General features: G+C 56.2%; 14 protein-coding genes and 3 pseudogenes. 7 read left to right on the top strand and 10 right to left on the bottom strand.

What is annotated here, in order from left to right; genetic code table 11:
• Nucleotides 1-170: pseudogene (locus tag AB4Z52_RS34935) on the bottom strand (IS5/IS1182 family transposase); the annotation flags it as partial.
• Nucleotides 171-804: 634 nt separating this feature from the next.
• Between AB4Z52_RS34935 and AB4Z52_RS34930 the strand changes: the two are divergent.
• Nucleotides 805-1,428 carry a LysE family translocator gene (locus AB4Z52_RS34930; RefSeq protein WP_442222410.1) on the top strand — a complete coding sequence of 208 codons (624 nt, stop codon included), beginning with the start codon at nucleotides 805-807 and terminating at the stop codon, nucleotides 1,426-1,428.
• Nucleotides 1,429-2,046: 618 nt separating this feature from the next.
• Here AB4Z52_RS34930 and AB4Z52_RS34925 read toward each other — a convergent pair.
• Nucleotides 2,047-3,618, bottom strand: coding sequence for a diguanylate cyclase domain-containing protein (locus AB4Z52_RS34925; RefSeq protein WP_442222409.1), 1,572 nt, complete (start codon nucleotides 3,616-3,618; stop codon nucleotides 2,047-2,049).
• A 522-nt stretch (nucleotides 3,619-4,140) separates the two neighbouring features.
• On the opposite strand from AB4Z52_RS34925, the pseudogene AB4Z52_RS34920 reads away from it, so the two are divergent.
• Nucleotides 4,141-5,117: pseudogene (locus AB4Z52_RS34920) on the top strand (IS5 family transposase).
• A gap of 249 nt (nucleotides 5,118-5,366) precedes the next feature.
• On the opposite strand, the gene AB4Z52_RS34915 reads toward AB4Z52_RS34920, so the two are convergent.
• Nucleotides 5,367-6,188 (bottom strand): alpha/beta fold hydrolase, encoded by an 822-nt coding sequence (locus AB4Z52_RS34915; protein ID WP_442222408.1) that lies wholly within the window; start codon nucleotides 6,186-6,188, stop codon nucleotides 5,367-5,369.
• Between the two features lie 8 nt (nucleotides 6,189-6,196).
• A complete protein-coding gene (gene choX / locus AB4Z52_RS34910) occupies nucleotides 6,197-7,135 on the bottom strand; it encodes a choline ABC transporter substrate-binding protein (RefSeq protein ID WP_442222407.1) in 939 nt (312 codons plus the stop codon).
• Between the two features lie 110 nt (nucleotides 7,136-7,245).
• Here choX and betI point away from each other — a divergent pair, with 110 nt between their 5' ends.
• Nucleotides 7,246-7,824: a choline-binding transcriptional repressor BetI gene (gene betI, locus AB4Z52_RS34905; protein ID WP_442222406.1), complete on the top strand. Its 579-nt coding sequence runs from the start codon at nucleotides 7,246-7,248 to the stop codon at nucleotides 7,822-7,824.
• Here betI and AB4Z52_RS34900 read toward each other — a convergent pair.
• Entirely contained in the window at nucleotides 7,802-8,023 is a 222-nt protein-coding gene (locus AB4Z52_RS34900; protein WP_442222411.1) for a 3-methyl-2-oxobutanoate hydroxymethyltransferase, read from the bottom strand. The genes betI and AB4Z52_RS34900 overlap by 23 nt on opposite strands.
• A gap of 110 nt (nucleotides 8,024-8,133) precedes the next feature.
• Between AB4Z52_RS34900 and AB4Z52_RS34895 the strand changes: the two are divergent.
• Nucleotides 8,134-8,304: pseudogene (locus AB4Z52_RS34895) on the top strand (IS5/IS1182 family transposase); the annotation flags it as partial.
• A 519-nt stretch (nucleotides 8,305-8,823) separates the two neighbouring features.
• On the opposite strand, the gene AB4Z52_RS34890 reads toward AB4Z52_RS34895, so the two are convergent.
• Nucleotides 8,824-9,474 carry a hypothetical protein gene (locus tag AB4Z52_RS34890; protein WP_442222405.1) on the bottom strand — a complete coding sequence of 217 codons (651 nt, stop codon included), beginning with the start codon at nucleotides 9,472-9,474 and terminating at the stop codon, nucleotides 8,824-8,826.
• 790 nt (nucleotides 9,475-10,264) lie between these two features.
• Between AB4Z52_RS34890 and AB4Z52_RS34885 the strand changes: the two genes are divergently transcribed.
• Together AB4Z52_RS34885 and AB4Z52_RS34880 are read left to right on the top strand one after the other, a co-directional pair.
• Nucleotides 10,265-10,516, top strand: coding sequence for a type II toxin-antitoxin system Phd/YefM family antitoxin (locus AB4Z52_RS34885; RefSeq protein ID WP_442222404.1), 252 nt, complete (start codon nucleotides 10,265-10,267; stop codon nucleotides 10,514-10,516).
• On the top strand, nucleotides 10,509-10,916 hold the full coding sequence (locus AB4Z52_RS34880; protein WP_442222403.1) for a hypothetical protein: 408 nt from the start codon (nucleotides 10,509-10,511) through the stop codon (nucleotides 10,914-10,916). The genes AB4Z52_RS34885 and AB4Z52_RS34880 overlap by 8 nt, the downstream gene beginning before the upstream one ends.
• A gap of 414 nt (nucleotides 10,917-11,330) precedes the next feature.
• Here the strand turns inward: AB4Z52_RS34880 and AB4Z52_RS34875 are convergent, their stop codons facing one another.
• The 3 genes from AB4Z52_RS34875 to AB4Z52_RS34865 form a co-directional block, all read right to left on the bottom strand.
• The gene (locus AB4Z52_RS34875; protein WP_442222402.1) at nucleotides 11,331-11,627 is read right to left on the bottom strand and encodes a DUF2934 domain-containing protein; all 297 of its coding nucleotides are present in this window, start codon (nucleotides 11,625-11,627) and stop codon (nucleotides 11,331-11,333) included.
• 488 nt (nucleotides 11,628-12,115) lie between these two features.
• Nucleotides 12,116-12,439 carry a helix-turn-helix domain-containing protein gene (locus AB4Z52_RS34870; RefSeq protein ID WP_442222401.1) on the bottom strand — a complete coding sequence of 108 codons (324 nt, stop codon included), beginning with the start codon at nucleotides 12,437-12,439 and terminating at the stop codon, nucleotides 12,116-12,118.
• A complete protein-coding gene (locus AB4Z52_RS34865) occupies nucleotides 12,436-12,771 on the bottom strand; it encodes a type II toxin-antitoxin system RelE/ParE family toxin (protein ID WP_442222400.1) in 336 nt (111 codons plus the stop codon). Before AB4Z52_RS34865 ends, AB4Z52_RS34870 begins: the two co-directional genes overlap by 4 nt.
• A 353-nt stretch (nucleotides 12,772-13,124) precedes the next feature.
• On the opposite strand from AB4Z52_RS34865, the gene AB4Z52_RS34860 reads away from it, so the two are divergent.
• A complete protein-coding gene (locus tag AB4Z52_RS34860; RefSeq protein ID WP_442222399.1) occupies nucleotides 13,125-13,343 on the top strand; it encodes a DUF6500 family protein in 219 nt (72 codons plus the stop codon).
• Nucleotides 13,344-13,785: 442 nt separating this feature from the next.
• Here AB4Z52_RS34860 and AB4Z52_RS34855 read toward each other — a convergent pair whose 3' ends face one another.
• Nucleotides 13,786-14,091, bottom strand: a complete 306-nt coding sequence (locus tag AB4Z52_RS34855; protein WP_442222398.1) for a type II toxin-antitoxin system RelE/ParE family toxin — start codon at nucleotides 14,089-14,091, stop codon at nucleotides 13,786-13,788.
• Nucleotides 14,092-14,195 lie beyond the last annotated feature (104 nt).

Below are 14,195 nucleotides of genomic sequence, written 5' to 3'. Positions count from 1 at the left end.
CCCCGTGTCGTGCGTCTTGGCGCAGCCCATCCGGCAAGCGCTACCGGCGCCAGCCACAGTGTTAGACTGCCGCGACGGTGAAGGCCTGCTTCATACTCCCGCCAGTTCGTCACCTTGAACTTCATCTTGCTGATGCGATGACGGCGGGCGGCGTTATGCTTATGCGGCATGGTGTGCGGATCAATCACGCCGGTTGCGATCGCAGACCCATAGGCGGAAATCGTTGAAATTCGATCCCTGCACCAATGCCCTTTCCAAATTTTCGGCTGCGAGAACGCAATTGTAGATTGTGCAGATTAACGCTGACATGCGCTGCGCAAATGGGTGCTGTTCGGACATTGGACGCTCTGACAGTGGAATCGTCGCCTCCAGCTCCGGCAACTCTTCATAACTCGACGCGGTCAGTGATCTAGAGCTTTGATGCCTCCACCAAATGGTGGATGCCAGTCTTAAAGAATTCTGAAAACTCTAGAGCGTCAGTGGAAACAGCGCGGCGAGGATGAAGATTTCATCCCGCGAAGCTGGCACAACCGGAGCGGGCGAATATGACGGAACTTTCTGATGTGATGTGCGCCACTGGCTGTACCATTGCTGCAGCTTGGCGGAGAACTGCACTCTTGGGGCATCCTCGACTTCAAGAAATGCGAGCTTCCACGCGGCTCACATCGCTGTGGGGGGAGGCATTTTCTGAAAATGTTGACGCCCAATCGCGCTGCCAGCCTGGCATGCGGTACGCCAGGCTGGCAAACACGATCACCTTAGACCCAAGTGTTGCAAGTCATTGCCTGGAATGGACATGGCGCCATGCTTGACGGTTTCGAGAGTCCTGCAGGGCATCTGATATCTTTCGGCTTGTCCTACCTTTTGCTGACCGTCTCGCCTGGGCCGAACTTTATGATTGTCTCCGCCGCCGGACTGCGCGCGCAGCGCACGAACGCGATTGTCGCAGCTCTTGGCGTCGCGGTTGGCGCATGTCTTCTTTATCTCGCGGTGACATTCTGCGCTGATCTCTTGCCTGTAAGCGGTACGGTTAAGCGGCTTGGCGCGATGTTTTTCGGTAGCTATCTTGTCTATCTCTCTGTCAAATCTTTGAGACGTACGCACATCGTCACACGGAGGGCACATTCAACGGCAGCGGAACCCCCATCTGGCTACTTCAGAATGGCGTTTTTCACAGCGATCGCCAATCCGATGACAGCAATGTTCTTCGCGTCTTCTCATCTTGTTGCATTTTCCTCATTCCTGACGTTTGTTTGTGCTGGCGCGATTTTCGCGATTGCGGCGAGCTGGTTCGTCATCGTCGCTGTGATGGCATCAAACAGCAGGCTCCAGTCACTGTCGGGGCGCAACCTCGATCGGCTCGATCTCTTCTTTGCATTGGGATTTCTTGTTCTCGGTATAACGACGCTGTTGTCTTCTCTTCCGTAAGCCTCGGGTCCAAATCCTTTCACAATCTGACTTTCTACCAATAAATTAGGCCATTCAATCTTGGAATTTACCAATGGTGGATCGCTGGGCAAGGGCGGTGATAACGCAGGAGTCGGCGCATCGCTCGGTGGATCTGGCGGCGTCAATGCAGGGGCTGGCGCGTCGCTCAGCGGCGGCTTGGGGGTCGGTGCAGGGGTGGTGGTCGGTGGCGGTTCGTCAGGCGGAGGCCGTTCCGGAGCTGGCTCTGGCGGCGGGATGTGCTCCGCAACGTGTCTGGCAACGGTACCGGAACTAGCATCGGAAGCGGGACTGGAATTGGAACGGGCTCACCTGCGAATTTTGGGACCGCTTCTGCAATCCGAACGCTTGCAGCCTTTAACGGAATGTCGCCATCAACCAAACGGATTATGCTCATAACTTGCCGGAATCTCGGATCGTCCGGTGATGCCGATCCAGGTTTGGCAGGCCTGTGCAAACTACTGCGCGGTGTCGCATTTAGACCTTAGATGTCAAGCCGTCGAAGCAGCCCGCCCCTCACAATATGGGCGGGCCGTCACGCGCACGGGCCACGTGGCCCTCCAATGCAGCTAGGCCAATGGGATGGAGTACTTTGCATGCTCATGCTGCTCTCGAACTCCATCGCCCTCGTCCAGCTTTCTTAGCATCATAAAGGGCTTGATCAGCAAGGCGCATCAGCGCGTCCGCTGAATTGGCATCGCGCGGATAGCTGGCGAGACCGATAGAGAGGCCCACGTCCAATTGGCAATCCCCGATCGATATCGGCTTCGACATAGCTTCTACCAATCCTTGAGCCACGACCCTCGGATTGTCTCTTGTCAACACGACGAATTCATCGCCGCCTATTCGCGCGACCAGCTGATCGACGCCGCCCAAGGCCGAGCGAAATCGATTGGCTGTTATGCACAGAACGTCATCCCCGACCGCATGTCCGTGGATGTCGTTCACTTCCTTGAAGTGGTCAAGATCAATCCACAGTAAACCAAATTCGCGATCAGAACCCGCAGCATTTTCGACTGCCCGTTGCAGCTCCGCCCGAAACAGTCGGCGATTGGCGAGGCCAGTTAAGCTATCGTGATTCGCGAGGTAAGTAATGTGGTCTCGCTCTTGCTTTTGTAAGCGGACGTCGCGGACTTCGATCAGCAATCTCGATTCTGTCCCGGATGTGATCGGTGTCGCGATGAGCTCGACTTCGAACTGTGTCTTCATGGCGGTGGTGAGAAACGCTTCCGCCTCCCGTACGCCCTGAGGCCAAGGATCTTCATTCGAAAACGGAAGCGCGATAAAGTCTTCAAAAGAGCGTCCCGCTATTTCTGATTGCCTCATACCTATAAGCCGGGCGAAGGTTTGGTTTGCTTCAATCACCTTAGTGCCCTGGCAGACGAGAATGCCGGTCTGAACCATCTCGATGATGCTGCGAGTCTGCCGGGCATCCGTCGACGCGTAATGTGCGCGCCGGTCGAAAACAACCAAAGCCAGGCTTAGAACAACAATCAGCGACGTGGAAAATGCAACCGAAAGTCCCAGCAGAGTCTCAGAGAATCGGCCATTTGAAAAAGAAGATGTCGGGTCTATTTGAAGGGCCGCTGCGCGCATGGCTATAAAATGGATGGCGCAGATCGCTCCGCCGAACAGTCCACCGGCAGCCAGCCGATCGCGACACCGATTGTTGTCGCGTGCAATCAGAGCGCTCGTGCTTGTCAAACCCGCACCGCAGGTCAGCGAAAGCATTACCATTGGCAGATCCCAGCTGATTGTTCCCCCGAAGACCAACGCCTTCATCCCGATGAAGTGAGCAGCGCCGATGGCTGCGCCCAGGATCACGCCGCCGGTCAAAGCACCTAAGGTACTCCTAGATAGCAAGAATGGAATTGCGACACCTACAACCAGAATGGCCACTGCGCAGGAAGCGATGGTGGGAAAAACATCGTAGCTAACGGCCGCAGCCGGATGGAAGCCGAGCATTGCGACGAAGTGAGCCGACCAAATGCCGCCCCCTGCGACAAAGGCGCCCGCAAATTGCCAGCCTTGCCTGGCGTAGTTTTCCTGCACCCCGGCATGGTGAAGAACGGTAAAAAGCGCAAACCCGGATAATAGCGATACGAGGATCGCGCCAATGAGAAGCCAGGGATCGTAAACGGCCTGGACGCAATCAAATACGCGGATGAACATGCTTTAACGCCTCTTCGATCATCGAATTGCTCTTGATCAAACCTGGGGACCTCACACAGGATTTCCGCACCCTTAAGTTGTCGTTGCGATATAGTATTGCGCTGGAAAGGCGCTCTGTCGATTTCCGAAGCGTTAACGGAAGGGGTAAAAGTTTATGGATCTATGCCGAATGCTTGAAGAAACATCATGTTAGCAAACGTGATAAATATTCAAAAAATCTGTATGACGCGAGCTCTGTCGCTGCGGCCAATGCGGTTGCGGGCTGCGTTCGAACTGGGAGAAGCGCAGTTTCCGCTCTCCGAGAGTGTCATCGGTTTGCGCAGCAAATACTGGAGCGAACTCGCACGGCAGGGGTTTTTCGGCCGGCCGGCATTCAGATCTTACTTGGCGCCTTCTGGTTGCGTGAAATGCCTGCGCACCCGCAGTCTACACGAATGGGAGTTGCCACAGGCGTTGTTGCGCGGATCACCCGGCGACTGATATTGAGCGGTGGTTTTCAGTCTCCTGGTCCGGATTTCGCCGATGCCGCACAAGTTCAATGCCGACCGGCGGCTCAAAATAGCCAAGCAGAAGTTTCAGGTCACGAATTGGCCGGCCTATAATGAAAGCCTCCGTCAACGTGGTGATTTGACCGTGTGGGTTAGTGATGAGGCGCTTTGCTTGTGGGTGGCGCCGCGGCGGACATCGCGGGGTGGTCAGCCGAAATACTCGGATCTGGCGATTACGTTGTGCTTGACCCTGCGCGTCGTCTACGGGCTGGGGCTGCGACAGACCCAAGGCTTGATGCGCAGCGTCGCGGTGCTGATGGGGTTCGATATTGCCGTGCCTGACTTCTCCACCCTGTCACCCCGGAGCAAAGGGCTGGCGTTGCCGTCGACAAGGTCCCGAATCAAAACGTCCGGTCCATCTGGTGGTCGACAGCACAGGCTTGAAGGTATTCGGAGAGGGCGAGTGGCTGGAAAAAAAAGCAGAAAATCAAGCCGAAACGCAAAAGATGGCGTAAACTGCACCTTGGTCTTGATCTTGTCAGCGGAGAGATTGTTTGCTCCGATCTAACCACCGATGATGTCGGCGATCCGACCGCGTTACCAGGACTTCTGGACCAGATCGGTGGCCCCGTCGATAAGTTTATTGCCGACGGCGCCTATGATGGAGCGCCTACCCGTGATCTTCTGACGGAACGCTTTGGCGAGATCATGGATGTCATTATCCCGCCTCCCAAGACCGCGGTTCCCAGCCCTCAATCGGTGCTAGCCCCATCTATTCGCGACCGCCATAATGGAGAAATCCAGACCAACGGCCGAATGGCTTGGCAGAAATCCACCGGCTACAACCAACGCAGCCGGATTGAGACCCAGATGAGCCGATGGAAGGCTGTGATTGGACCGAAACTCAAAGCGCGACATTTCGACAATCAGAAGACTGAAGCCAAAATCGGCGTCAATGTTCTCAACCGGATGGCCGAACTCGGTCGTCCGGAATGCAAGCGCGTTGCATGAATAATGCCGTCGGTGGGGTTGTCTCGCCCAAAGTCTGATCCGCGCAACATCGCCCATCGGTGTTACCATTCTCAACCGGATGCTTGACACTGCACGCCCGGTTTCCGTCCGTTGCAAAGCGGCAACGGCGAATTCAAAGTAACCAACCCCATCAAAGACCGAGCGGCGCCTTCATACTGATCCCTGCACCAACGCCACGCCGACGGCTATGCGGAGCTAAGGCGTCGTTACAGACGGGATCAGGAATCTCTACAGGCACGGGCGACGGCGAAAGAAATCGCGAAGAACCACCGAGACCTTTTCGGAATCCTCCCAGTGTGGATTATGTCCAAATCCCTTCATAAGGACCGATTGTCCTTTTGAGAGCGCCTCCTCAAGGGCCAGCCGGTGACTCGCATCGAACAGCGCATCCTCGCTGCCGCCGATGCAGAGCACGGGTACTCTGATCTGTACCGCAGTCTCCGTCAGATCAAGTGTGGAAAAGCAGGCGAGAATGCCATGCCAGATCGCTGTCGGGATCGCTGCTGCCTCACGGCTGACGGCGTCGAGGAAACATGGATCGACTGCATGCGGACAGGCATGCCAGAGGTCGAAGAATGGATCGCCTGGATCGATCGGATCGCAAAGCCCGAGGATTCTGTGCGTGACCGGATCGCCCCGTGGAAAAGCCGGGCGCAGCGTGCCCGAAATCGTGACCAGGGCGGCGACCTCGGGCAGCCGCGCAGCAAGGTCGATACCGATCATGGCTCCCATCGAATGGCCAATGACTGCAAAGCGCTCAACAGAGAGAGCTGCCATCAGCGCAACAATGTCATCGGTAAAATCCGCGACGGCCATGCCAGCCCCGATCCCGGAGCCTCCATGGCCGGGCAAATCCGGGATAACGAGATGGTGGCCGCAAAGCCACGGCTCCAATAGCGAAAAGCTGCGGCTGGAATCCGAGTAACCGTGCAGCAACAGAAGCGCCGGCCCCGATCCACCTGTATCGATGTATGCAAGCGATCGCCCGTCGGTCAGGCGCAAAATGTGCTTGCGCGCCGTCCAGCCGTCTTGATCGACGTTACTTGTCAAAACAGGGCTCACGGCGCGAGCTTGGCCTTCACTGCCTCAAGCCCGGGCTTGCCGTCGAGCGTCGTTACGCCGTCCAGCCATACATTGAGGCGTTGCGGTTCGCTGGCGATGGCTTTCAAGCCGGCCTCCTCCGGAGCCAGACCGTCCGTCATGAGATAGCCCATGCCTTTGTTTTCGAAATCGATGTCGAAGGTCAGGTTTGTAAGCAGTTTCGCGACGTTTGGGCATTCCTGAAGATAGCCCCTGCGCACCTGTGTCGAGACCGTGGCAGCGCCAAAATCCGGTCCGTAGAACTTGTCGCCGCCGGTCAGGTACTTGATATCCAGTGTGGTATTCATCGGATGCGGCGCCCAGCCCTGGAAGACGATGAATACCTTGTCCTTTGTGTGGCGCTGCACCTCGGCCAGCATGCCCTGCTCGCTAGATTCGACCACGTCCCAGCCGGCAAGACCGAGCACCGGGTCCTTGACCGCGTCCAACATCAGCTGGTTCGAGCCGGGCTCGATGCCGTAGAGTTTCTTTTCGAACTGATCGGGGAATTTCTGCAGGTCGGCGAAATCCTTAACACCGGAGTTCCAGACATAGGTCGGGACGGCGAAGGTGTATTTCGCGCCCTTCAGGTTAGTCACGACATTCTCAACTGAGCCGTCTTCCTTGTACGGCTTGTAGTAGGCGACCATGGCCGGATCCCAATAGCCAAGAAAGACATCGAGATCCTTGTTCTTCAAGCTGAGATAGATGACGTCGATACCGAGCAGCGAGCTTTGCGGCTCGTATCCCAGGGCCTTCAAGAGTGTAAGGCCGACGCCAGTGGTGAAGGCTAGATCGTTCCAGCCGGGTTCGGCCATGCGGATCACCTTGCAGCTTCCTGGATCCGCGGCGAGAACCGGTATGGCTACGGCACCGAGGAGTATGGAAAGAATGCCTGTCTTCAGATGCTGAATCATTGCATGTCCCCTTTTATTGACCATTTGGTTATTTAATTGTCCCATCGGTCAATATTTGATCTTTGCGGAAGAATTGTCAATGGTTGGGGACAAGATGAATGGGCACGAGCATGAAACTGACTAAAATCAGTGCAATCCGGCGCAAGGAGCTACGACGGGCAGCCTTCGAGGTGCTGCAGCTGGAAGGCATGGCAGGCGCGACGCTTGAAAAGGTGGCGACGCATGCCGGCGCCTCCAAAGGCATCGTGCTGCACTATTTCCGCAGCAAGCAGGATCTGTTCGAACATGCGATGCGCGAAGCGAATCTTTCACTCAGTGAGGCCGTGAGCGCCCGGCTGAAGCAGGCGACGACGCCCTACGAGCGGCTGGAGGCGATCATCGAGGGCAATTTCGAGGAACGTTTCTTCCGACCTTCGATTTGCCACGCCTGGCTTTCGCTGTGCGCCGAGGTGCCACGCGAGCCGCAACTCGCCCGCATCCAGAAGGTGATCCATGCACGCATGCGCTCCAATTTGATGTCGGCACTGGTGCATCTCCTGCCACGTGCCGAATGCGAGGCCGTAGCGCTGGCGATCACCGCGCTGATCGATGGGCTCTGGCTGCGGGCCGGCCTGCAATCGGAAGGCCTGACCCGCGATATAGCCGTCAACCAGATGCGCGAATACCTTAAATACCGCATCCCAGGCTGAAGATTGGCGAAGCGCGCCAACTGTGGCAGGCCACCTTGCTCTTATGCCAAATCCGGCTGAGACGCGAACGCTCCTGCGCGGGGAAACGGCCTGTTCGCACCTCGTCTGCATAGCCTTCAACGGCCTGCGAAATCAGCGAGCTTAGATCTGCATATCGTGTGACGAAGCGTGGCCTGAAGTCTTTGAACAGTCCGAGCACATGGCATGAATATTTTCTAAACGGTTTGGCGATAGGCAAGCCGGATCGCAATCAGCTTGATCCGAGTACCACGCCGTACATGCACAACACCGATCGTCGTCATCACATAGCAAACCGGGATGGGCAGATATAAGGGCATCATTGGACGGCGATTGCGGGCACGATCATTCCATGCTCAGCAGACAGAAGCTGCCATCGGTGTTACCATTCTCAACCGGATGCTTGACACTGCACGCCCGGTTTCCGTCCGTTGCAAAGCGGCAACGGCGAATTCAAAGTAACCAACCCCATCAAAGACCGAGCCGCGCCTTCATACTGATCCCTGCACCAACGCCCCTGTTGAGGGCCCTCGATATTGAACTCGCCGGCGACGCCATGCCGCTGTCGCGACTTGGAACCTCTGCGCGATTTGACGGTTAATTCAACGGTCAGGGTTTTAACAAGCACGGACCTTGAGCGCTGGACGGCCAGGCGTAGTTTCCAGCACCAGACTGCGCCTGGTTCGGAGTTCGGCGTGTGCCCGCCGAGCTCTGCGCGCCTGGCCACCTCTATGCCAGATATTGCAGGTGAGCCTCGTCGGCAGCATCCAGGAAAGCGCTGCGGACTTCTTCCGGCTCAACAGCATCGTTGAAGCCATCAAGGACCGCATTTTCCGTCCGCCACGCCCGTCCTTGATTGGGCCATTCACCGGGTGCAGCCAAACGGACACATAGGTAAAATTATAAGGGGACTCCACACCATCGCATCCGCCACGGCCAGTTTGAGCGAGACATGTGGAACTTTGTTTCATCGTTTTCGGACTACCAAGTGATTTGATAGTTGAGGTTGATATTGCCTGCCTGTACCGAAGACCCGAGTTCGGGGATTGTGGCGCCCAGATTGAGGTCCGGCAGAATGTTCTGGTTGATCGCGACCGAACTTGATAAATCGCCGCTGACACTGCTAATGCCCACCCTAGCCGACAGTGAGGTTCCAGCCCACGGGTAGATGAGCGTCAGCGCCTGCAAGGCGTTCACCGAAGTCGACCGCCTGTCGATCGCGTCGTAGCTGAGCCTGATCGAGCGCGTCGCTTGCATGTCCATGGTCTCGGAAAAGATCCAGCTCCGCGATCGGCTGAGATTCAGCGAGCCGCTACCGCGCAACGTATCGACGCGCACGTCGGCGCCAAGCTGCGATGTGCTCGCTGGCATCACTTTCACCTTGCTGATCTTGCCCCACAGCATCGCCTGCTGCGAACCGGCAAGAAACGCACCGCCATTGGCTGCTGCAAATGCCAGATCCGCGCCGGCGCTGGTCTCCCATTCTGTCGGTAGGCAAAACCCCATCGTCGCCTTGTAGCTCTGCTCCGAGACCTTGACCGGCGCCCATATGAGTAGGTTGTCGGCCCGGGCTGGCAGTGCCGCAGTCGCTAGGACAAGGCAGGAGATCGTCGCGTTTTTATGCCAGGTCATCAAATCGCTCGTGATGGTTCTGCATCGTGCCGCTGCGCCCGGAGCGACAAAGCTCATGAAAGCGCTCCTGTCGAACGCCGGGGCTGGCGCGCGCCCCACATTCCAAATTGGTTTTTTAATTTGCGTTGGCCCGACCCTTGGCATGAATGCCGTTGGCCAACATGGCGCCTTGGCGCCTGTGATACAGGCATCGCGATCGATTTCGACCGCGATATCAGATCAATCCCGAAGGACTGCGTCAAGGATCGCTCGAACGGGCGCCTCTGTAAACCCCTGCAGCTCGGAAAAGTGTTGAATCCGGCTGCCTCGAAACCTTCGGTCCTGTCAGCTGTTCTCATTGTTGAAGCTGGAGGAACTGGCTGTGCCCAAGAAAATCACTGCCCCACCCAAGGGCGGTCACCCTAAAGACCAATCTGCCGACCGTCCCGACGAGAACGAAGCGCTCCCAGAGTCTCACGGTCACAAACGTCCGCCGCGAGATACAAGAGAGACACCGGCGCCAAACCCAAACGGTGGGCCTGTCGATGGGCCTTAGCCTCGTTCGACCGCCGTGACCGACTCGGAATCCAAACGCCGCGCCGGAGGAAGGACGTATCGGTGGTTCCAGAACATTGCCGGCTGGCTCCTCCCGAATTACACCAACCATTTCCCCGCGTACCATGCGCTGAAGCTCGCATGATGTGGCACCTTTGCGATCCATGGAAATCAACAAACTGCTAAATGTCGGAAATTGAGCAGAGAACTTGCCTGAAACAGCTAATTCGCCTATTTTAGGGAAAAGGAGATTGTCATGGCGAGTTTCACCCTCACAGATCTTGGCAACAAATCCGGGGAAGTCGTGGAGGCCGCCTTCGGCGGCCCTGTCGACATCACCAAGCGGGGCAAACGCAAGTTCGTCCTGTTGACGGCGGAACAGTTCGACCGTCTGGCAGGGCGGAGCACCCAGCGGACGCATCGTGCCGAGGATTTGACAGGCGAAGAGCGCGATGAATTCCTGGCTGGCCTTGACGCCATCGTACGTGACGATGGCCAAGATGATTGAACCCAAACATGGGGACATCATTCTCTATTCCTATTTGTGGGCACGGGAGCGTGACCAAGGCGAGGAAAGTGGCCGTAAGGCGCGCCCGACCTGCGTAATGCTGATTGTTGTGGGTAAGGGTGGTCGCCAGAAACCCCTACTTTTCCCAATCACGAGCCATCCGCCACGACCTGGCGCACACTATGTGGAAATTCCAGAGACTGAAGCCCGCCGCGCGAAGCTCTATACGCCGGCTTGGGTCATTGTCGATGAATTCAACACGGATGATCTCGCGACGTCTTGGGCACTCGAGGATGCCAAACCGCTTGGCCAGTTCACGCGCAAGTTCATGTCGCGGATCGCCGCCGAAGCCGCAGCAGCGATCCGCGTTGGCGCTGTGCGCAGCGTGCCAAGGCGATAGTGGCGCCAAGACGGGAGACAATCGTGCCCACCCGATGATGGCTGAACTCCCTACTGATGTGCTATGCATCACTCGTCTCTATGGGTAGAAACTGAAGTTGGCACATTAAGGATCTCCATCAAACGTTTCCTGAACGCCAATGTCGTTCCGATGGCCGCCGAATTGTTCCGCACAGAGGATAATCAGGCACGGAGGCTCTGAGGAAGTCTGGTCTCTGCCTGGAGTTTTCAGGCTCAATTTTCGCCGACTAGAGCGGACTTGAATTTTCGACCAGGACGGCCAAAAGATTGAATATGAACTCAGCCAAAGCCGCAAAACCGGCCAATGGACCGCTGACAATCTCGAAATTCTGTAAATCATAGAGCCATCATCAGTGGCAGCCATGGATCGCCGCCACCACGGGCTGCTTCCGTCTCAAGGGCCTTCGACGCGTTTAACCTGCTTACTTGGCGGCTCCTTGCCCTTGGTGATCTCAACGGCCGGTTCTTTTGCTGCCCTTGGCTTCTTGGGCTGCAGCGCGGTCTCAGCAGGGATTTCCGCTGACGCCCTCGGGCGGGCCGTTCGTTTTGCTCTGGCTGGAGGTGCGGCGCCATTGCCGAATTGTTCGAGCGCCATCAACCAATGGCGAAGATCGTCTCCCTCTGGCTTGCCCTCCTGCTCCCAGAGCTCATAGGCGCGCTTACGGATTTCCGGTTCGCGATCATATGCCATGATGTTATCCCCCCTGTCGCTTTCACCGATGATGTAGGGCGGTCCTTTGTAAGAAACAGAGGCGAACACAACCCCGTGAAGATCGTTCTGCAAGCGTCAGTGGCCTGCTTGGTGGTGGTGCAGGCCGCTGTTGTCTGCGACCGATGCTGTGGGGTGACCGGCCGCACCCCGACTGATCAACGTTGCATCAATCTTGCCGCGCAAAATCAGCGCCCTTCACACTAGGAAGGGAATTCCGGTTGAGACCTTATGCGATCTTTTCAGCACGGACCGAGAACACCGGCAGACATACACACGATCGAGGCGTAGGTCAGCCGCAGATTGGTTCGGCGTCGTGAGGACTGGCTGTTCCTGCGACACTGAAACTGACGTTACAGCGGCCGTGACCGTCTTTGTCGTCTTGGGACGCACGCTGCTTACTGGTTTTTTGTAGTATTTTTCATATTAAAGAGCCCGCCATATAAGGGGAAAGTTGGATAAGACGGAAACTATCGGACTGTTAGCACGGAGACAGCTCCTGCCCCGTCGTGCATACGCGGTCGGATCATAATTTCCACATCCTGATCGAGCGCGGTAAGAAACTCCATGAGTTTCTCGATCGAGAATTCATTGAGCTTGTAATGGGCGAGCGCTGACACCCGAGGCTGAGGAATGCCAAGGATGCGAGCCGTTTCGGCCTGCTTCAGCTTGCGGCCGCCGATAATCTCATTGACCGCCATGGCTAGTCGCGTCTTGGTCTTACGTTCGCCGGCATCGGCCATGCCCAGATCAGCAAAAACGTTCGTAGAACCGCGTGTGATGGTATCGATCATTTGCGTTTTCCCTTCTCAGAAGGAGTTGGTTTCGTCATTTCATCGTAGTCGGTCTGAGCCTTTTTCAGACGTTCGCCTACCAGGTCTACATCGCGTTTGTCTGTCTTAATCCCAGCCGGCGACTTCTTCTGAAATGCGTGCAGCACATAGATTGCGCCCGCAAATCTGAGGGTATAAACCGCCCGGTATGCGTTTCCGTCATGGCGCTCGACAATCTCCAAGACGCCTGGCCCCTCCCCTTTCCAGGGTTTGGCGTTAGGATGCTTTCCGCCCAGTTGCGCGACTCCGAGCGCAAAGCCGATATCGTCAATAACCTCGGCCGGGAACTCCATCAGATCGGCCTTCGAAGAGCCGACCCAATGGAGCGGCGTTTAGCTATGTCCGGGTGTTTTCATCATGAAGATATATCAAGACTGATATAAAAATCAAGCATTGAATTTATGTCTTGGACGCAGACGATGCGGTACGAAGATTACAGGCGGAGTGAGGCCAGGACAGCCGGTGACCGAATTGCCGTGATGCTGCGGCACCTCTTGTGTCGCGGAATTCCTAATTTGCAACGTTGCAAAAGTCGCCGGCATAAATGTAATTCTATTCGGGATTTTCGCGACAACCTCAGGCCGTCAGCATTCCTGTAGCGAGCAAGGCATGGTAGCTCGACTGTCACTCACAAAAAGAGGGCACCATGAGACCGAGCTTACGGGCGAAAGCTATTTCAGTCTGCGAGGATAAAATCACGAAGAAGGGTGAAGGTGTTGGCCTGTCATTCTACGCGTTCTTTGCGAACAAGAACGATGACCCCGACCTCCTTATGGAAGCTGCCGAGTGGTGGATCAAAACTAACGCGCTGGATCATTTCGAGAAAGCGGTCAAAATTCGTGAGATGATCAAATCCGGGCAATAGGCAACGACTGCTAAATGTCACAGAGCGGGTGATCGGCAGCAAATATCCTAATTTTGCAGCGGCAAAATTCGGGGCAACATATCGAGCAAAATCTGGGATTGATGCGACAGAGCTCCCCCGTTGGCCATCCCGAGCTTTTCGCCGAATCGATAATGGCATGACCGCGAAGATTGATGATGCCTGGAACATCCTTTTGGCGAGTACCGTATCGGCGTGACGCTGCCAATCCCCAGATCACCCGGATTGTAAACATTCTAAGCAACTCTTGATCTTGCGGGTGGAACGCAATGGTTACGAGCATTTCCCCTGACCCAGCGCTGGCGGGATGATGAATGGTATATCATGATTTCGTGGGAATTTTGCCCGCTTTTCCCTGCCGACATCATGCGACCTTCAATGTTTTGAATGGCTTCTTTTGACGTACCCTGGTCGTCTATCGTGGTTACTCGCCGTTGTTCTCGAATTCTTGTCCCGCATAAAGAATCCGCAAAACGATGACTTCGCTGTCCTCGACGACGAAGGACACACTTACGCGGCGTTCGAAGCCGACGATACGCAATCCCTCGCGCACATTCGCGCGGACCGTCCCGCGCTCAGGAAAGGTTTCAAACTCTGCCAGGAAGGCGCTGATTCGCGCGATGTAATTGCGGGCGACACTGGTTGACGCTGATTTTCTACGAACGAACCGGTAAATTTCCGCAACATCTGCCTCCGCCCGTTCAACGAGGCGGACACGGTAACGCTTCATCAGACCTCTTCCTGGTCGATGTCATTCATGCGAGCCTCGACACCTGCCCAAGCTTCATCGAGCGGCTTGGCTTTGGTGGGATCTGCTTTGTGAGCATCGTAGGT

Origin of the sequence: Rhizobium sp. 2YAF20 (assembly GCF_052114685.1) — a bacterium.
Taxonomy (GTDB): domain Bacteria; phylum Pseudomonadota; class Alphaproteobacteria; order Rhizobiales; family Rhizobiaceae; genus Rhizobium.
Note: the sequence above shows the minus strand (reverse complement) of the source record. Positions and strands in the feature narration are given on the sequence as shown.